Origin of the sequence: Streptomyces sp. NPDC006314 (assembly GCF_040613075.1) — a bacterium.
Lineage (GTDB): Bacteria > Actinomycetota > Actinomycetes > Streptomycetales > Streptomycetaceae > Streptomyces.
This window is the reverse complement of the sequence record NZ_JBEXRL010000001.1, coordinates 76660-94068: the sequence shown is the minus strand read 5'-3', so window position 1 is coordinate 94068 and position 17409 is coordinate 76660. Positions and strand designations below refer to the sequence as shown.

Here is a 17409-nt window from a genome sequence, read left to right as displayed (position 1 = left end):
GGTCAGCTGCTGCGCAGATACCGCGTCGCGGGCGGCTCGGACGCCGCAGAGTCCTTCCCCAGTGTCGCCGACAGCCACTTGTCGTACGACGCCTGCCAGCCGTGCGCGCGGTAGTCCACCAGAATGTGATTGACCCGGCGCACCAGATCGGCGGCGTCCTTCTTCATCGCCACGCCGTAGTACTCGGTCGTGAACGCCTCGCCCTTGAGCTCGACGGTCGGGTCCTGCGCGGCCTGGCTCGCGGCGAGCGCGCCGTCGGTCACCACCGCGTCCACCTCGCCGAGTTGCAGCCGGACCAGGCAGTCGAGCTGGTTCGGGACGGTGGTGGAGATGTCGGTGGAGGCGGGCAGCTCACCGGTCCTCCTGTCGGCGTCCAGCTTGGTGTACGCGGTCGAACCGGCCGCCGTGCAGACCTTCTTGTGCGCGAGCGAGTCGTCGTAGCCCGTGACGGCGGCCGACTTGGGCGCGAGCACCTGCTGCCCGGTCTTGAAGTAGGGGGCGGAGAAGGCCACCTGCGACAGCCGGTCGCAGGTGATCGTCATCGTCCGCACGACCATGTCCACGCGGCCGTCCTGGATCGCCGGTATGCGCTGGCTGGTCGGGATCGCCTTGAACTGCACGGCGTCCGGATCGCCGAGGATGTCCTGCGCGATCTTGTGCACCAGGTCGATGTCGAAGCCCTCCAGCTCCGCGCCCTCGGTGTTCGGGTCGCGGTAGCCCCAGTGGTAGCCGTTCTGGTCGACGCCGACGATCAGCTTGCGCTTGGCGCCGGTACGCGCCTTGATGGCGTCGATCGTCGGGCCGTCCGCGCCGGACGGGGCGAGGGTCTGCTTCTGCGCCTCGGAGTCCTTGCAGCCGTCGGCGCGGGCCTGGCTGCCGGTGACCACCTTCTGCCCGGCCGGCCTGCCCTCATGCGGTGCCTGGGTGCGGGGCAGCAACAGGACGAACGCCAGCGCCAGCGCGCACAGCACCGCCATCGCGCCGACCCCGCCCCAGCCCCGCAGGGAGGCCCGTGCACGTGCCGCGTACATCGCCTTGCCCCCTGTCACCGGTACTCCGAAAGCCTGCGCCCGATGCCGGCCACGGCACCGGCCGCGCCCAGCAGCGCGAGGACGGCTGCGCCCACCGGCAACCCGGTCATGGCGTCCCGCCCGTCCCCGGCGGCCTGCTGGAACTCGGTCTGTTCGTGGTCGATGGCCCGGGCGATGTTGGCGTCCACGCTGTCGAAGCACTCACCGGTCGCGCCCTTGGCACCGATCACCTTGTCCAGCGCCTGCTGGTAGTTGCCGTTCTCGTCCTCGGTGCGGGCCGAGGCGTGGCGCTGTTTCCACACCGCCATGTTGCCCTCGGCCGCCTTCACCGGCGTGGTGCCGGCCTGGTCGTCGGCGAGCCGGCCGGCCACGGTCAGCCCCTTGCCGAGCACGGCCATGTCCTTGTCGAAGTCGTAGTAGTAGGCGTCGTACGGCTTTCCGCCGACCGTGATGGTCTCGGCGCCGCGCGCCACCAGGCTCAGGTTCTCGTTCCCGCGCGCCTTCAGGGAGGCGATGCGGGCGTCGTGCAGGACGCTGAGCGAGCGGATGCCGTGGTCGTAGGAGCCGTCGAGGTTGGACCGGGCGACCATGTGCCCGACGACCAGCCACAGCAGTAGGACCGTGGTGGCGGCGGTGCCGGCGACCAGGCCGTGGTTGAGGAGGCGGTTGGTGCGCCGGTACGTGCGGTGCTGGGCCCAGCCGAGCGCGGCGAGCGCGAGCACACCGAGCGCGATGGCGACCCAGGGGTAGGGGGTGGCGTCCGCGTAGTCGGCGTCGAGCCGCTGGTTCTCCTTCGTGTAGAGGTCCTCCGCCGCCGGGAGCATCTCCTTCTGCATCTTCTCGTTGGCGTACCGCAGATAGGCGCCGCCCACCGGGTAGCCCTGCCGGTTGTAGGTCCGGGCCCGCTCGATGAGGCCCTTGTACTCGGGCAGCAGCCGGTTCAGCCTGGTGATGGCCGCCTCGGAGGCCGAGCCGGGCTCGGCGTTGGTGGCGGCGGTCACGAGCCCCGCGGCGGCACCGCGGACGTCCTTCTCGTACCGGTCCCGGGAGGCGGCGGTCTCCTGGCCGCCCGCGAGGAACCCGCTCGACGCCGCCGTGTTGGCATCCGCCAGCGAGCGGTAGATGCCGGCCGCGCCGGAACTGAGCGGCTGGCTCCGGTGCAGCACGTCGTCGGCGGCGGCCGCCCGCTCGCTGGTCTGCCAGGCGGTGACCACGCCGAACGCGAGGACCAGCAGGGCGAGCAGGGCCCCGATGATCCGCAGCCGCCCGGGCTCGGTGGTCGCGGCGGCGCGCACCCGCTCGACACCTTCGGCGAACGCGGTACGACGGGCGGGCGGGGCGGGGGGCGCGGACGGGACCAGGGGCGCCGGCGGACCGGGCTGCGGGGGGATGCCAGGAGCGGCGGCGGGCATGGCGGGTCCCGCCACCGGTGGCGCCGCGCTGCTCTTCGGCGGGTGTGTCACTCGACCTCCCCCAGGGTCATCCGTTCGCCGCCCAGTATCACCGCCCGGACCGACATCCGCACCGGCCTTCACTGGATCTTGATCGGATCGCCGCGTGCCCGAGGGCGCGTGCCGCTCGGCGCACCACCCCCTGCTGAGGAACACGCCGGGTACACCGGATCGGTTCCGGCGAGGAGGTCACGCCTTCCCCGGCTCCCAGTACCCCCGCGCCCGTTCCCGCGCCCGGGCTCCCGCCCCCAGCCGGTCCAGGCCCAACAGCACCGCGCCCAGCACCGGGCTCGCGGCGACCACCTGGACGTACGCCTTGGGCGCGCGGGCGGACAGCAGATCGCGGATGGTGTCGTTCAGTTGGGGGTGACCGGCCGTCAGGACGCTGCCGCCGAGCAGCACCGGTGTCTCCTCGCCGAGGAGGTCCAGGCGGGTCAGGGCCACCGTGGCCATCACCGCGACCTCTTCCGCGAGCCGGGCGACGAGGGCGCCGGCCACCGCGTCGCCGGCGGCGGCCGTCGCGAAGAGGACCGGGGTCAGTTCGTGGCGGCGGTCGTGCTCGATGTGCTCCAGGTGCAGGGCCTCGATGAGGGCGTGCATGGTCGGCAGCCCGAAGTGCGCGGGCAGGGCGCGGGACAGGGCCGTCGGCTCGCCCCGGCCGTCCTCCGCGCGGGCGGCGTACCAGAGGGCCTCCTCGGCCAGGCCCCAGCCCCCGCCCCAGTCCCCGGAGATACGGCCGATCGCCGGGAAGCGGGCGGTGCGGCCGTCGGGGCGCATGCCGACGCAGTTGATGCCCGCGCCGCAGACGACCGCGACACCGCGAGGCTCGGCCACGCCCGCGCGGAGGATTGCGAACGTGTCGTTGCGGACCTCCACCGACGCCCCCCAGGCGCGCGCCCGCACAGCGGTCGCCAACCGCTCCTCCTCCACCGGCAGGTCGGCGTTGGCCAGGCAGGCCGAGACATGGGCGACGGACGTCACGTCCGCGTCGGCGAAGGCCCGCGCGACGGGTTCGGCCAGCGCGTCGATCGCCGCCGCCACGCCCACCGCGGGCGGGCGGAAGCCACCGCCGCGGGCCGTGGCCAGGACCTCCCCGGTGCCGGTGACCACGGCCACGTCGGTCTTGCTGTTGCCCGCGTCGATGGCGAGGACACGCGTGGTCTCAGGTGCGGTCAGGCCCACGCCAGGTGCTCCCGGTTGTGTGCGATCAACTGGTCGGTGAGGGTCTCGGCGTACTCGTACTGCCCGATCAGGGGGTGGGCGAGGAGGGCGCGGAAGACCCGGTCCCGGCCGCCGCGCAGCGCCGCCTCCAGGGCCAGGTCCTCGTACACGGTCACGTGGGCGACGAGGCCCGCGAACAGGGGGTCCAGGCCGGGGACCGGCAGCGGCGCGGGGCCCGTCGGACCGACCGCCGCCTGCACCTCGATCACCGCGTCGTCGGGGAGGAAGGGCAGCGTGCCCTGGTTGAGCGTGTTCACCACCTGGTAAGGGCTGCCACCGCCCGCCCGCCGCCCACCCCCGCCCTCGGCCGAGGATCCTGCGGGCCCGCCGTTCTGGTTTCCCAGCAGGGCCGCCGCGAGGTCCACGGCCGCCTCCGAGTAGTAGGCGCCGCCCCGCTTGGCGAGCAGCGCCGGTTTCTCGTCCAGGGACGGATCGCCGTACATCCTCAGCAACTCGATCTCCATGGCCGCCACTTCGGCGGCCCGCGAGGGCTTGGTGCGCAGTTCGCGTACGACCTCGTCGTGGGCGTAGTAGTAGCGCAGGTAGTAGGAGGGGACCACACCCAGGCGGTCCAGGAGGGGGCGGGGCAGACGGAGGTCGTCGGCGATCGCGTCGCCGTGCTCGGCGAGCAGCTCGGGCAGGACGTTCCGGCCTTCAGGGCCGCCCAGCCGTACGCCCGTCTCCCAGGTGAGGTGGTTGAGGCCGACGTGGGCGAGATGGAGGTCCGCCGGGGCCACGCCCAGCAGGCCGGCGAACTTGCGCTGGAAGCCGATCGCCACGTTGCACAGGCCCACCGCCCGGTGCCCGGCCTGCAGCAGGGCCCGGGTGACGATGCCGACCGGGTTGGTGAAGTCGATGATCCAGGCGCGCGGGTTGGTACGGCGGACGCGCTCGGCGATGTCCAGGACCACCGGGACCGTGCGCAGCGCCTTGGCCAGGCCGCCCGCGCCGGTGGTCTCCTGGCCGACGCAGCCGCACTCCAGCGGCCAGGTCTCGTCCCGCTGACGGGCCGCCTGTCCGCCGACGCGCAGCTGGAGCAGCACGGCGTCGGCGCCCTCGACTCCCGCGTCCAGGTCGCCGGTCGTGACGATCCGGCCGTCGTGGCCCAGCTTGGCGAAGATACGGCGGGCCAGGCCGCCCACCAGGTCCAGGCGTTCGGCGGCCGGGTCCACGAGGACCAGTTCCTCGATGGGCAGGGTGTCCCTGAGGCGGGCGAAGCCGTCGATGAGTTCGGGGGTGTAGGTCGAGCCGCCGCCGACCACGGTGAGTTTCATACAGGGTTAACCCTTCACTCCGGTGAGCGTGACGCCCTCGACGAACGCCTTCTGGGCGAAGAAGAACACGAGGATCACGGGGGCCATGACCAGCACGGTCGCGGCCATGGTGAGATTCCAGTCGGTGTGGTGGGCGCCCTTGAAGGACTCCAGGCCGTAACTCAGGGTCCAGGCGCCGGCGTTCTCGGACGCGTAGATCTGCGGGCCGAAGTAGTCGTTCCAGGCGTAGAAGAACTGGAAGAGGGCCACGGCGGCGATGCCGGGCCTGGCCATGGGGAGGACGACCCGCAGAAGGGTGCGCAGGTCTCCGCAGCCGTCGACGCGCGCCGCGTCCAGGTACTCGTCCGGGATCGTCATCAGGAACTGGCGCAGCAGGAAGATGGAGAACGCGTCGCCGAACGCCATCGGGATGATCAGCGGCCACAGGGTGCCGGACAGGTCCAGCTGCTTCGCCCAGAACAGGTACATCGGGATGATGATCACCTGCGGGGGCAGCATCATCATCGAGATCACCAGCATGAGCGACAGAGCGCGGCCCCGGAAACGGAACTTGGCGAGCGCGTACGCCACCGGGATCGAGGACACCACCGTCAGGACGGTGCCGAGGCCGGCGTAGATCAGCGTGTTCTTCCACCAGGTCAGGAAACCGGGCGTGCCGAGGACCTTCCGGTAGTTGCCCCACTCCCAGGTGTGCGGGACGAGATCCCGGCTGAGCGCCTGGCTGTCGCTCATCAGCGAGGTCAGCAACACGAACACGAAGGGGAGTGTGAAGAACAGCGCGGCGGCGACGCCCAGGGAGTGGACCGCGATCCACTCCAGCAGGGCGCGGCGGCGGGCCGTGCGCTCGGCGCCGTACGACACCGGGGGTGCCGGTCTCACCGGCTTGTCCAGTACGCGGGTCATGGTCAGTCACCTGCCTGGATGAGACCGCCCCGGCGCCGCATCAGCAGTGCGGTGAACGCCATCGACAGGGCGAAGAGCACGAGGGCGACGACACACGCCGAGCCGTAGTCGAAGCGCTGGAAGCCGAGGTTGTAGACGAGCTGGGGGAGGGTGAGCGTGGACCGGTCCGGGTAGCCGGGCTCGAACTGGGTGCCCGCGCCCTGGATCACGCCCGAGGCGACCTTCCCCGCGATCAGCGGCTGGGTGTAGTACTGCATGGTCTGGATCACGCCGGTGACGACGGCGAACATCACGATGGGGGAGATGTTCGGGAGCGTGACGTACCGGAAGCGCTGCCATGCCGAGGCGCCGTCCAGCTCCGCCGCCTCGTACTGCTCCGTCGGTACGTCCAGCAGCGCGGCCATGAAGATGACCATCAGGTCGCCGATGCCCCACAGCGCCAGCAGCGTCAGGGCCGGCTTGGACCAGGTGGGGTCGTTGAACCAGCCCGGCGCCGGTATCCCCGCCTTCTCCAGGATCGAGTCGACCGGGCCCGTACCGGGGTTGAGCAGGAAGGCGAAGGCCATGGTCGCCGCGACCGGCGGGGCCAGGTACGGCAGGTAGAACAGGGTGCGGAAGACGCCCGTACCCGTCTTGATCCTGGTGATGAGCAGGCCGATGCCGAGTCCGAAGACCACCCGGAGGGACACCGTGATCACGACCAGCCACAGGGTGTTGCGCAGGGCGGGCCAGAAGAGCGGGTAGTGCTCGAAGACGTAGGTCCAGTTCCTCCCGCCGCTCCACACCGGCGGTCTGAAGCCGTCGTAGTGCATGAAGGAGAAATAGGCCGTCGAGATCAGCGGGTACGCGAAGAAGACCGCGAAGCCGATCAGCCAGGGCGACATGAAGGCGAGTGTCCGAAAGGCCGCCCGGCGGCGCTTCGATGCCAGAGTGACCGTACCCATGGGTTACTTCGCCTGCGCGATGTCCGTGTCGATCTGCGCGGCCGTCTTCTTCAGCCCGGCCTTCAGATCGGTGACCCTGCCGCTCTCGTAGTCGTAGCCGAACTGCTGGATCGTCACCAGGTACACACCGCCGTTGACAGAGGCGGGCGTCGTGGTGGAGTTCGGGTTTGCGGCGATGTCCAGGAACGTCTTGAAACGCGGGTCGTACTTCAGCTTCGGTGACTTCAGCGCCTCCAGCGTGGAGGGCACGTTGTGGATGCCGTTGGCGAAGCCGACCACCGCGTCCGTGTCGGTGGTCATGTACTTCACCAGTTCCCAGGCCGCGTTCTGCTTGTGGCTGGTGGCGGCGATGCCCGCGATGGTGCCGGTGATGTAGCCCTTGCCGTACTGCGCGACCTGGTCGTCCGGTACGGGCAGCGGGGCGACACCGACCTCGAACTCCGGCTTGGCCTCCTCGGCCATCCCGAGCCGCCACTCGCCGTCGAGCTGCATGGCCACCTGGCCGGTGTGGAAGGGGTGCTTGGGGCCCCACTCGTCGCCGAGCGTCGCCCGGAACCTCTCCAGCTTCCGGAATCCGCCGAGTTCGTCCACGAGCTTCTTCTGGAGGGTGAAGCCCTTTTCGAAGGCCGGGTCCCTGGCGAGGTTCGACTTGCCGTTCTCGTCGAAGTAGGTCGGCGAGAACTGCGCGAAGTAGTGCTCGGTGGTGGATTCCCAGCCGTGGTAGTCCGGCATGAAGCCGAGCTGTTCGTAGCCGTCGCCCTGGGCGATGGTCAGCTTCCTGGCGTCCGCCGTGAATTCGGACCACGTCCTGGGCGGGTTCGCGATGCCCGCCTTCTTGAACGCCGTCTTGTTGTAGTAGAGCCCGTACGCGTCACCGAGGAGCGGGACCGTGCAGCGGTTCCCCTCGAAGCGGGTGTACTCGTTCATCGGTTTCGGGAACGTCCTCTCCGGGTCGATGCCCGACCTCTCGAAGAAGGGGTTCAGATTTACCAGCGCGCCCGAGGAGCAGAACTTGCCCACGTTGTTGGTGGTGAACGAGGAGATCACGTCCGGGGCCTTGCCGCCGCCGGAGCGCAGCGCCTGGTTGATCTTGTCGTCGGTCATGTTGCCGACGACGTTCACGTGGATGTGGGGGTGCGCCTTCTCGAAGCCGGCGACCAGCGACCTGACCGCCTTCACCTCGTTCGGCGCGCTCCAGGCGTGCCAGAAGTTGATCGTCGTGTCCTTCGACGCGTCGTCCGTCGCGCCCGAGGTGGACTGGCCGGTACAGGCGGTGGTGAGCAGGGCCAGCGACGCGGTCAGGACAAAAGCCGTCTTTCGGGCAAGGGAAGGTATGACTTCGGGCATGGCGAGGTCTCCCAGGGACGGGGTGGGTGAGAGGGAAGGTGCTGCCGAGGGGCTGTCGGGGTACGGCGGGGCTCAGCGCGAGGTGTCGAAGACCTCGTCGCGGGTGGTGGCGAGCGCGGATTCCAGCGCGCCGCGCAGTACGGGGTGTTCGCGGACGTCACCGACGATCAGCCGGGGGCGGGCCGCCGCCAGCTCCTCCAGCTCGGCCTGCACGAGGGCGCGCAGCACCTCGCCGCCGGCCGTCAGGGCGGAGCCGCTGAGGACGACGAGTTCGGGGTCGAGGACGGAGACCAGCGAGGCGAGACCGGTGGCCAGCCGGGTCGCGTAGGTCTGGAGCAGTTCCCGGTGCGGGCCGCTCGCGTGATCGGCGGCGCGGGCCACCAGTTCCGCGGCGGCCTCGGTGGACGGCCCCGACGGCACGTCCGTGATGCCGAGTTGGCGGGCCAGCCCGGGTAGGGCCTGGGAGCCGGCCAGCTCCTGGTAGCCGCCGCTGTTGGCCTTGGTCACCTGGCGCACCAGGGGCGCGCCCGGCACCGGCAGGAAGCCGACCTCGCCGGCGCCGCCGGTCCAGCCGCGGTGCAGCCGGCCGCCGAGGACCAGGGCGGCACCGAGGCCCTCCTGGTTCCACAGCAGCACGAAGTCCGCGTGGCCGCGGGCCGCGCCGAGCCGCTGTTCGGCGATGGCGACGAGGTTGACGTCGTTCTCGTACTCGACCGGCATCGGCAGCGCCGCCGCGAGTTCGTCGAGCAGTGCGGGAGAGTGCCAGCCGGGCAGATGGGAGGCGTAGCGCAGACGCCCGGTGTTCGGGTCGAAGGCGCCGGGGGTGCCGATGACCAGCCGGTGCACATCGGGCCGGGTGAGCCCGGCGGCCTTCACGGCGCCGTCGAGGGCGTCGGTGACCTGCCGGACGACCGGGTGGGCCGGGCGCCGGCCGGGGGTGGGCAGTTCGTACTCGCCGACCGTGCGGCCGGTGATGTCGGCGACGGCGGCGCGGATGCGGTTCGGGGTGACGTCGAGCCCCGCGGCGTACGCGGCACCGGGGTTCACCGCGTAGAGCTGGGCGTTGGGGCCCGGCCGGCCCTCGCTGGTGCCGGTGACCCGGACCAGGCCGGCCGCCTCCAGACGGGCCAGCAGCTGCGAGGCGGTCGGCTTGGACAGGCCGGTGAGCTTGCCGATCCGGGTGCGCGACAGCGGACCGTGCTCCAGCAGGAGGTCGAGGGCGGCGCGGTCGTTCATGGCGCGCAGGACGCGCGGCGTGCCCGGCGTACCGGCGGTTCCTGCCATGGGGGTCGACACCTGCCTTTCCAGCCGCCCAGCTTCTCAGTGACCTGGGCGGGACGTCCAGCCTTGATCGGCGGGCTACAGGGGAGATCACTGTTAGGAAACTTTCCTATTTGGGTGGGAGGAACGTAAGCCCAGGACGAAGGGGGCGTCAATAGACAACGCCCCCGAGGCAACGGAGTCGTTACCTCGGGGGCGTGGTGTGCGGGCGCGAGTGCGCCCTGGGTGGCTACTTGACCGTCACGTGGTCACCGGTGGACGTCTTCGCGCCCGTGGTGGCCGTACCGGCGAAGACGAAGCGGTAGGTGCCGCTCTTGGCCGCCTTCACGGTGGTGGACAGGGCACCCCCGGTGCCGGAGGTGATCGCCTTGACGTTGGCGTACGAGCCGCCGTCCGCCTTGAACTGCAGGGCGACCTTCTGCCCCTTGTAGCCGACGTACCTGCCGGCCGCCCAGTCGGCGCGGGTCAGCTTGCCCGTGACGGTGAGCGTCTTGCCCTTGACCGCGGGCTCCGGGGCGGCGTTCACGGTCAGCCGGGCGGCACGCTGCACCTTGACGGAGGCGAGGTTGCCCCACGCGGTCACGTCGTTCTCGCCGTGCAGGTAGTCGTCCGAGACGGTTTCGTCGCTGTGGACGAAGAGGCCCGCCGCCTTCCACGTGGTGGCGTCGGCGGCCTCGTACAGCGACTCGTCCGGAGCGGCGACGATCTTCTCGGTGCAGCTCTCGGTGACCGTCGTGTCGGTCGTGGCGGTCGTCGTGCAGACGGGCGGCGCGTCCGGGCCCAGGTCGTTGACGACGGACTTCAGGGTGCCGCGGTACAGGATCACGGCCTGGACGTTCTTCTTCTGGTCGAGGACCAGGTCCTTGGGCCGGGTCAGGGTGTACGACACCGGCACGCTCACGGCCTTGCTGGTGCCGACCACGACCGGCTTGCCCTTGTTCACGGTCACGCCGGAGAAGGTCAGGTCCGGCGCGGCGGCCGCCGAGGCGGCGGGTGCGGCCAGGCCGGCCAGAGCCAGGGCGCCGGACAGAGCGGTGCCTATGGCGAGCTTTCGCATGTTTCCCCACATTCGACACGGGGCCCCGGGGCGGCGTCGCGCTCCAGAACAAGGGCCCGATGTGGACGTGACCCTAAGCGATCATCGAATGTGCAGCGAACGCGGGGTTCCCGTGAAGGTGATACGCGGGCGGTGTGGGGAGGTGCGGGGGGTGCCCCGTCTGTTCACCCGAACAAGCGTGCCGAACCGTTCCGTTACTTCGCCGGAGGCGCGGGCCGCTGCGACGCGATCGGGGAAGCCGCCGCCGTCTGCGGGGAGTCCGCGTTGGCGTACACCGACGGGGCCGCGACCGCCGCCGTCGGGTCAGGGGTGACCTCCACGTCCTCCACGGCCGTCGCGCCGCCCACGATGCGGATGCTCGCCGCGTCGAACGCCCGCTTGATGCGCCAGCGCAGCTCCCGCTCGACCGTCACCGACTTGCCCGGCATGGTCTTGGCCGAGACCCGGACCACCATGGAGTCGATCAGGACGGAGTCCAGGCCGAGCACCTCGACCGGGCCCCACAGCAGCTCGTTCCAGGGCTCTTCCTTGCTCATCTTCTCGGCGACCTCGTCCAGCGTGGCCTTGACCCGGTCCAGGTCCTCGCTCGCCTTCACGGTCACGTCGACCCCGGCCGTCGCCCAGCCCTGGGAGAGGTTGCCGATCCGCTTGACCTCGCCGTTGCGGACGTACCAGATCTCGCCGCCGTCACCGCGCAGCTTGGTCACGCGCAGCCCGACCTCGATCACCTCGCCCGAGGCCACACCCGCGTCGATGACGTCACCGACGCCGTACTGGTCCTCCAAGATCATGAACACGCCGGAGAGGAAGTCGGTGACCAGGTTCCGGGCGCCGAAGCCGATCGCCACACCCGCGACACCGGCCGAAGCCAGCAGCGGCGCCAGGTTGATCTTGAAGGTGGACAGCACCATCAGCGCGGCCGTGCCGAGGATCACGAAGCTGGCCACCGACCGCAGTACCGAGCCGATCGCCGCCGCACGCTGCCGGCGCCGTTCGGCGTTCACCAGCAGCCCACCCAGCGCGGTGCCGTCCACGGCCTGCACGGTGCGGTTCATCCGTTCGATCAGCTTGGTGATCGAGCGCCGCACCACCGCTCTGAGCGCGACCGCCACGACCACGATCAGCAGGATCTGCAGACCCATCGCGAGCCATGTCGACCAGTTCTGCTCGACCCAGCTCGCCGCGTTCGTCGCGCTGTCCTGGGCGTCCTGGAGCGTCGGCACGTCCGGGGGCGTCGACCCCGAGGGGGACGGCGACGGGGACGGCGATGCACCGGCGGCCATCAGGGCGGCGGGCAAGGACGACACGGCAGGTACCTCCAAGGTGCTGCGCGGTCCGTACCGGCGGGCGGTCAAGGTCACGAAAAGGTCACCGGACGGACAGGACCACCACACTAACGGGGCATTGTGGGTGCCTCGTGCGGATCCGCCAAGGAGAGGCACAGGAGAGACGGGGCTCACCCTGGCTTGAACGGGCCGTGATCCGGGGGATGTATCGGGTGTGGTCGAAAACACTCCCAGCCCGTTACCGGGACATGGTGGCGCGGTCACCAGGCATGAGGGGAGACTGACTGCAGATCGTCCCGGCGCGAGCCACGCGCCGCCGACGCCCAAGGAGGCACCCGTGCCGCATGTCCTGGTCCTCAACGCGTCGTACGAGCCGCTCGGCGTCGTACCGCTCCGCCGCGCGCTCGTCCTCGTCCTGGAGAACAAGGCCGTCTCCCTCGAGGAATCCGGCGCCTATCTGCACAGCGCGACCGTCACAGTCCCCGCACCCAGCGTGGTCCGGCTCAAGCGATTCGTCCGGGTTCCCTATCGGGGGCCCGTTCCTCTTACCCGCAGGGCCCTGTTCGCCCGTGACGGGGGCCGGTGCATGTACTGCGGTGGCGTCGCAACCAGCGTCGACCACGTCATCCCGCGCAGCCGCGGGGGCAAGCACGTCTGGGACAACGTGGTGGCCTCCTGCCGCCGCTGCAACCACGTCAAGGCCGACCGCCATCTCGTCGAGCTGGGCTGGCGGCTGCGCCACAAACCCGCCCCACCCACCGGGCTGGCCTGGCGCATCATCGGCACCGGTCACAGGGACCCGCGCTGGCTGCCCTACTTGCAGCCGTACGGCGCGGACGACGCACTGGCCCGGATCGACGGCATCTCCGCCTAGTCGATCCGGTCGCTTGTGTGCGGGGGGTGGCCGCGGTCGTGAGATGAGGGCGGGTGCGCGGGGGCCGGCCGCTCCCCTGCGGGGCAGCCGCATGTCGGGACAGCCCCGCGCCCCTCCGGGTCGGCTGCCCCGCCCGGGATTCAGCCGCGAGGGCCTTCGGGACGCGCGCCGCGCACGGCGTACAGGGCGGCGCCCAGCGTGAACGCGGTCAGCGCCGCCGCCCACGCGCCGGGTTGTGCGCCCGGCTGCATCGGCCACGCCCACACCGTGGCCGCACGCCCGTGGGCCCCGTGGGAGCCCAGGTACACGGCCGAGACGTAGCCGAAGGCGGGCAGCCAGCTCAGCCGAGCGCCGAGCAGCACGGCGGCCGCCGCGGTGACGCCCGTGCAGCCGAGCGTGTTGCGGATCACGGCCGGGGGCCCGAAGAGCTCCGGATGCCCGAGCACCGCGAGCGGCAGCACCGCCGCCGCCAGGGCGGTAAGCGCCCCCAGCTGCACCAGCCGCCGCGGCCACCAGGGCCGTACGGCGGTCCGGTCCAGTTCGTCGGAGGCCGAGTACAGGCTCGTGCCGATCACGGCGGCCGCCAGCAGGGGCGCCAGGGCGACGATGGGCACCCTGCGGTCCGGGTCGAGATAAGTGCCCAGGCGGTCGGCGGCCCATACCGCGAAGGCGGTGGTGCCGGCGAGGGCGGCCAGTGTGGCGGGCAGGGCGCGGGAGCGGGCGTACAGGAGGAGTCCGGTCACAGGGACGGCACCCCCTTCATATCGCAGGAGGCCCGGGCCGCGAAGTACGCGGACAGCCACTCCCGGCGCTGCTGCGCTCCCATCCCGGCCAGCCTGCCCCGGGTCGCGCGGCGCTCGCGCAGCTCGGCGCGGCGCGCCGGGCCGCCTCGGGCGTCGGCCTCGTCGAACGCCTTTTGCGCCGGGCTCGGCGCGAGGTAGGCCTCCACGGCGTCGTCCGCCGTGAGCACGCGGTCGGTCAGCTGCTCCGGGGAGCAGTCACCGCGCTCCGTCAGCATCGCCACGGCCTCCCACGCGTACTGCGCGGGATCGGTCAACTGCCCGCGTACGAGGTACCAGCCGAGTGGCGTCAGACGCGGCAGCTGGGCCTCGTCGGCGTGCGGGCGGCCGCCTCGGTCCGCCCAGCGCGCCGGCAGGTTCCGCACGCCCTCCAGCTTGCCCGTGACCCCCGACAGAGCCTCCCCGACCTGCGGGAGCATGCCCGCGTACCGGGCGTTGACACAGATCGCGGGCGTAGTGGAGGTGTCGCATACCTGACGTCGTGTCAGCGGGTGGGGGTGCCACAGTCCCTCACCGGTCTGCACGAGCAGCGCGCCCGCGGCCACGGCGGCCGCCAGCGGCAGCACGGCCGTCACCCGGCGCCGGGCGGTGTACGCCAGCGCGGCGGCGAGCCCCAGCCCGCCCGTCCAGACGGCCATCGCCCAGGGCTGCCACCACACCGGCAGCTCGCTGTCCCCGACCGGGAAGGCGGGGTTGAGGTGGATGCCGGAGCCCGAGCGGGTGGCCCTCACGATCCCGAGCCCCACGAACCCGGCCATCGCCAGCAACGGAGCGGTCAGCCGTGTGGGGACGACCCGTCCCAGCACGTGTCCGGTCACCGCGGCAGCCGCCATGGCCACCGTGTCACCGGGCAGCAGGGTCGGGCGCGGCCGGTCGCCCTGGGCGCAGGACCAGGTGGCGAGCAGGGCCAGGCCCACCGTGACCAGGTAACCGGCGGCCACCCAGAGCGCGACCGGCAGCGCCGAGGCCAGGAACCGGACGAGCGGGGCCCGTACCGCCGTCACCCACAGCTCCTCGGTACGCCGCCGCCGTTCCCGCCCGCCCTGCCAGCAACCCGCGGCGGCCGCCAGCGGCAGGGTGATCAGCAGGGCGTTGTGCACCTCGGCGGCGGTCTCCGCCCAGCCGCCCTGCCAGCGGGCGGAGGAGCCGGCCAGCATCACGCCGAGCGTGAGCAGCACGGCGGCCCCGGCGACGGGGCCGAAGCCGCGGACGGCCTCGGTGCGCAGGGGGTGCGGGGTCCGGCCGGCCGCCTTCGGTTCGGCTGTGAGGGTCATCGCCCCGCCTCCCGCGCCCCGGGCGTGCGGTGGGCACGCAGGGCGGCCGTGTAGCCGCGCTCGATCGGGTGGTCGCCCGGGCCGTCGGAGGCCTCGCCGAGCAGGGTGAGCGCCTCGGGCGTGCTCTGGTGGGCGATCCGGCCCCCGTCCAGCAGGGTGACCCCCGTGCAGGCGGCGGCCACGTCCTCCACCAGGTGGGTGGAGACCACGACGGTCGCCGTGGTGCCCAGCTCGCGCAGCAGCTCGCGGAACTCCACGCGCTGCTCCGGGTCCAGTCCGGCCGTCGGCTCGTCCAGCAGCAGGACGCCGGGGTCGTTGACGATGGCCTGCGCGATCCCGACGCGGCGGACCATACCGCCGGACAGCGTCCTGACCCTGGCGTCGATGCGGTCCGCGAGGCCCACCCGGGCCACGGCCCGCTCCACGGCGGCCGGGACCCGCTCGGCCGGCAGTTCCTTCAGCCAGGCCACGTACGCCACGAACTCCCGCACCGTGAAACCCGGGTAGTAGCCGAACTCCTGCGGCAGATAACCGAGCCGGCGCCGCACCTCGGCCCGGCCGCGGTGGTCCGCGATGTCCGCGCCGAGCATCTCCACCCGTCCGGCGTCCGGCCGCGCCACCGTGGCCAGCACCCGGATCAGGGAGGTCTTGCCGGCCCCGTTCGGACCGAGCAGCCCGTGCACACCGGTGCCGAGGCTCAGGTCGACGGAGTCGAGCGCGAGGGTCCTGCGGTGCCGGACCCGCAGGCCGGTCACATCGATGCAAGTCAAGGTCTCTCCAGGAAAGAGCACCGCCGGTGGCGGTCACGGATCACCGCCGGCGGCGGTCGCAGAGCAGCGCCGGCGGCGGTTCAGGAGGTCGTGGACGCGGTGACGAGGCGTTCGTGCGCCGTCACCGGCGGAGGGGACGGTCGTAGGCGGGGCGGCGGGCCGCCAGCAGGGCCGCGCTCACGACGGCCGCCGCCGCCCACGCGCCCTGTGCCCCGGCGCCGCCGAGGCAGCGGGAGAGCTGCTCGGCCAGCCGTGCGGTGACCTCCCCGCCCGGTGCCGCGGGCACCGGGCCCAGTACGGCGCACAGCCAGCCCCCTCCCGTCAGCCCGGCCGCCGTCCGGCAGCCGGCGAAGGAGGCCAGGGCCAGCGTGCCCAGCGCCAGGGCCAGCCCCGGCAGCAGCCAGGCCGCGGCGGTGGGGGCACCGGAGGCGGGCAGCAGCAGACCGGTGAGGGTCAGCAGCGGCAGGCTCACCGCGAGGACGGCGACCGTACGGGTGAGCGCGAGCCGCAGCCCGCCGCCCGGGGTGGCCGCGGCGACCTCGTGCAGCGGGTCGGCGTGCGGACCGTAGGACAGGGCGACCCCGGCCACCGGCACCACCGGCGCGACCGCCAGCAGCAGCGCCCGGGCCCCGGGGAACCCGGCCCCGTACGCCAGGGCCAGCGCGCCGGCGGCCACGACGAGTACGCCGGGCAGCCATGCCCCGCGCACGGCGGGCCCGGCGGCCCACAGCAGCCGGGCGAGCCGGGACGCCACGGCCGGCGTCCGGGGGCGCGCCCGCCGGACGGCAGACGCCTCCGGGTGCCCTTGCCGTACGGCGGGTGTGACCGGGTGTGCCTGGTGTACGGGAGGCGTGTCCGGGTGTGCGTGTCGCGGGGAAGGCGTCTCCAGCGACGGAGGCGTCTCCAGCGGGGAAGGCGCCTCCCGTACGGCCGCCAGCACCGCGTCCCGCACCTCCGCGAGCACCGCCCCGGCCGCCGTGCCGCCCACCGCGTCCGACACCCGGGACGCGCAGCCCGCGCAGTCCTCGACGTGCTTCTCCAGGGACCACGCGTCCGGCTCCGGCAGCACGCCCTCGGCATAGCGGGCGGCGAGGCCGGCGGAGACGTGCCAGATACGCGCGTTGCCGTTCGTCATGCCGTGCCTCCCAGCGGGGACGGATGCAACTGGGCGAGCGCCGCCCTGAGTTCGGCGCGGGCGCGCCGGGCCCGGGACTTGACCGTGCCCTCGGGGATGCCGAGCAGCCGGGCCGCCTCACGGGTGCTCAGCCCGTCCACGACGGTCGCGCGCAGCACCTCGCGCAGCTCGGGGGAGATCCGGTCGAGGGCGGTGCCGACATCGCCGTACTCCAGTCCCGTCAGCACCCGGTCCTCCGCGGACGGCGCGGCGGCGGGCTCGTACCCGCCGGGGGACCCGGGCTCCAGCGGCGGGCCCGCGACCCGCGTGACCCGCTCCTGCGCCCGCCGCGCGTCGACCAGGCGGCGCGCCGCGATCGTCCACAACCAGCCGCCCGCCTCCTCCCCGCGGTGCCCGGCAGCCGACCGCCACACCGTGACGAACGTGTCCTGCACCACCTCGCGCACGACCTCCGGGTCCGCGCAGCGCCGCGTCAGCCGCGCGTGCAGCCATCCCGCGTGCCGGTCGTACAGGGTGGCCATCGCGGCCGCGTCCCCCTCGGCGACAGCCCGCAACAGCGCCCCGTCCCCACCGGCACCGTCGTCCTTCTCCCGCTGGCCCCCCACGGGGCGGAACAGTCTCACAACCGGTTTATCGATCACCGGGCCGGTACCGGATCACGGCCACTCCATCAGGTACTCCAGCGGCGGTCGAGAGTGCCGAGGCCGCCATGGGGTAGGCCTGCCGTAATCCGGCACCCGCCGCACCACCCGGCACCGCGC

Annotated in this window: 16 protein-coding genes; 1 reads left to right on the top strand and 15 read right to left on the bottom strand. The window is 72.4% G+C overall.

The features are described from left to right. Window positions 1-2 precede the first annotated feature (2 nt). The 10 genes from ABZ079_RS00395 to ABZ079_RS00350 form a co-directional block, all read right to left on the bottom strand. On the bottom strand, window positions 3-1031 hold the full coding sequence (locus ABZ079_RS00395; RefSeq protein ID WP_356937634.1) for a glutamate ABC transporter substrate-binding protein: 1029 nt from the start codon (window positions 1029-1031) through the stop codon (window positions 3-5). 14 nt (window positions 1032-1045) lie between these two features. After that, window positions 1046-2443, bottom strand: a complete 1398-nt coding sequence (locus tag ABZ079_RS00390) for a hypothetical protein (protein WP_356937633.1) — start codon at window positions 2441-2443, stop codon at window positions 1046-1048. A gap of 228 nt (window positions 2444-2671) precedes the next feature. After that, a complete protein-coding gene (locus ABZ079_RS00385) occupies window positions 2672-3664 on the bottom strand; it encodes a BadF/BadG/BcrA/BcrD ATPase family protein (RefSeq protein WP_356937130.1) in 993 nt (330 codons plus the stop codon). Next, complete coding sequence (locus ABZ079_RS00380; RefSeq protein WP_356937129.1) at window positions 3655-4977, bottom strand: 6-phospho-beta-glucosidase; 1323 nt, start codon at window positions 4975-4977, stop codon at window positions 3655-3657. Before ABZ079_RS00380 ends, ABZ079_RS00385 begins: the two co-directional genes overlap by 10 nt. Before the next feature lie 6 nt (window positions 4978-4983). After that, on the bottom strand, window positions 4984-5880 hold the full coding sequence (locus tag ABZ079_RS00375) for a carbohydrate ABC transporter permease (protein ID WP_356937128.1): 897 nt from the start codon (window positions 5878-5880) through the stop codon (window positions 4984-4986). A gap of 2 nt (window positions 5881-5882) precedes the next feature. Further along, a complete protein-coding gene (locus ABZ079_RS00370) occupies window positions 5883-6824 on the bottom strand; it encodes a sugar ABC transporter permease (RefSeq protein ID WP_356937127.1) in 942 nt (313 codons plus the stop codon). Between the two features lie 3 nt (window positions 6825-6827). After that, window positions 6828-8171: an ABC transporter substrate-binding protein gene (locus tag ABZ079_RS00365; protein WP_356937126.1), complete on the bottom strand. Its 1344-nt coding sequence runs from the start codon at window positions 8169-8171 to the stop codon at window positions 6828-6830. A 72-nt stretch (window positions 8172-8243) separates the two neighbouring features. Continuing rightward, entirely contained in the window at window positions 8244-9455 is a 1212-nt protein-coding gene (locus tag ABZ079_RS00360; RefSeq protein ID WP_356937125.1) for an ROK family transcriptional regulator, read from the bottom strand. Between the two features lie 226 nt (window positions 9456-9681). Beyond that, window positions 9682-10509 (bottom strand): hypothetical protein, encoded by an 828-nt coding sequence (locus ABZ079_RS00355; protein WP_356937124.1) that lies wholly within the window; start codon window positions 10507-10509, stop codon window positions 9682-9684. A gap of 194 nt (window positions 10510-10703) precedes the next feature. After that, on the bottom strand, window positions 10704-11792 hold the full coding sequence (locus ABZ079_RS00350; RefSeq protein ID WP_356937632.1) for a mechanosensitive ion channel family protein: 1089 nt from the start codon (window positions 11790-11792) through the stop codon (window positions 10704-10706). A gap of 340 nt (window positions 11793-12132) precedes the next feature. Between ABZ079_RS00350 and ABZ079_RS00345 the strand changes: the two genes are divergently transcribed. Next, window positions 12133-12669 (top strand): HNH endonuclease, encoded by a 537-nt coding sequence (locus ABZ079_RS00345; RefSeq protein ID WP_201830720.1) that lies wholly within the window; start codon window positions 12133-12135, stop codon window positions 12667-12669. 140 nt (window positions 12670-12809) lie between these two features. Here the strand turns inward: ABZ079_RS00345 and ABZ079_RS00340 are convergent, their stop codons facing one another. The 5 genes from ABZ079_RS00340 to ABZ079_RS00320 all read right to left on the bottom strand — a co-directional run bounded on the left by ABZ079_RS00340 (window position 12810) and on the right by ABZ079_RS00320 (window position 17253). After that, window positions 12810-13412, bottom strand: coding sequence for a hypothetical protein (locus tag ABZ079_RS00340; RefSeq protein WP_356937123.1), 603 nt, complete (start codon window positions 13410-13412; stop codon window positions 12810-12812). Beyond that, window positions 13409-14743, bottom strand: a complete 1335-nt coding sequence (locus tag ABZ079_RS00335) for a hypothetical protein (protein WP_356937122.1) — start codon at window positions 14741-14743, stop codon at window positions 13409-13411. Before ABZ079_RS00335 ends, ABZ079_RS00340 begins: the two co-directional genes overlap by 4 nt. Continuing rightward, entirely contained in the window at window positions 14740-15498 is a 759-nt protein-coding gene (locus ABZ079_RS00330) for an ABC transporter ATP-binding protein (protein ID WP_356937631.1), read from the bottom strand. Before ABZ079_RS00330 ends, ABZ079_RS00335 begins: the two co-directional genes overlap by 4 nt. A gap of 136 nt (window positions 15499-15634) precedes the next feature. Continuing rightward, complete coding sequence (locus ABZ079_RS00325) at window positions 15635-16648, bottom strand: zf-HC2 domain-containing protein (protein ID WP_356937121.1); 1014 nt, start codon at window positions 16646-16648, stop codon at window positions 15635-15637. Next, window positions 16645-17253, bottom strand: coding sequence for an RNA polymerase sigma factor (locus ABZ079_RS00320; protein WP_356937630.1), 609 nt, complete (start codon window positions 17251-17253; stop codon window positions 16645-16647). Before ABZ079_RS00320 ends, ABZ079_RS00325 begins: the two co-directional genes overlap by 4 nt. Window positions 17254-17409: the final 156 nt, after the last annotated feature.

What these genes read in the sequence shown, in the direction of transcription:
- ABZ079_RS00360 (WP_356937125.1), bottom strand. Translation starts at nt 9,455, where the DNA reads ATGGCAGGAACCGCCGGTACGCCGGGCACGCCGCGCGTCCTGCGCGCC.
- ABZ079_RS00355 (WP_356937124.1), bottom strand. Translation starts at nt 10,509, where the DNA reads ATGCGAAAGCTCGCCATAGGCACCGCTCTGTCCGGCGCCCTGGCTCTG.
- ABZ079_RS00335 (WP_356937122.1), bottom strand. Translation starts at nt 14,743, where the DNA reads ATGACCCTCACAGCCGAACCGAAGGCGGCCGGCCGGACCCCGCACCCC.
- ABZ079_RS00395 (WP_356937634.1), bottom strand. Translation starts at nt 1,031, where the DNA reads ATGTACGCGGCACGTGCACGGGCCTCCCTGCGGGGCTGGGGCGGGGTC.
- ABZ079_RS00375 (WP_356937128.1), bottom strand. Translation starts at nt 5,880, where the DNA reads ATGACCCGCGTACTGGACAAGCCGGTGAGACCGGCACCCCCGGTGTCG.
- ABZ079_RS00350 (WP_356937632.1), bottom strand. Translation starts at nt 11,792, where the DNA reads ATGGCCGCCGGTGCATCGCCGTCCCCGTCGCCGTCCCCCTCGGGGTCG.
- ABZ079_RS00365 (WP_356937126.1), bottom strand. Translation starts at nt 8,171, where the DNA reads ATGCCCGAAGTCATACCTTCCCTTGCCCGAAAGACGGCTTTTGTCCTG.
- ABZ079_RS00370 (WP_356937127.1), bottom strand. Translation starts at nt 6,824, where the DNA reads ATGGGTACGGTCACTCTGGCATCGAAGCGCCGCCGGGCGGCCTTTCGG.
- ABZ079_RS00325 (WP_356937121.1), bottom strand. Translation starts at nt 16,648, where the DNA reads ATGACGAACGGCAACGCGCGTATCTGGCACGTCTCCGCCGGCCTCGCC.
- ABZ079_RS00390 (WP_356937633.1), bottom strand. Translation starts at nt 2,443, where the DNA reads ATGCCCGCCGCCGCTCCTGGCATCCCCCCGCAGCCCGGTCCGCCGGCG.
- ABZ079_RS00380 (WP_356937129.1), bottom strand. Translation starts at nt 4,977, where the DNA reads ATGAAACTCACCGTGGTCGGCGGCGGCTCGACCTACACCCCCGAACTC.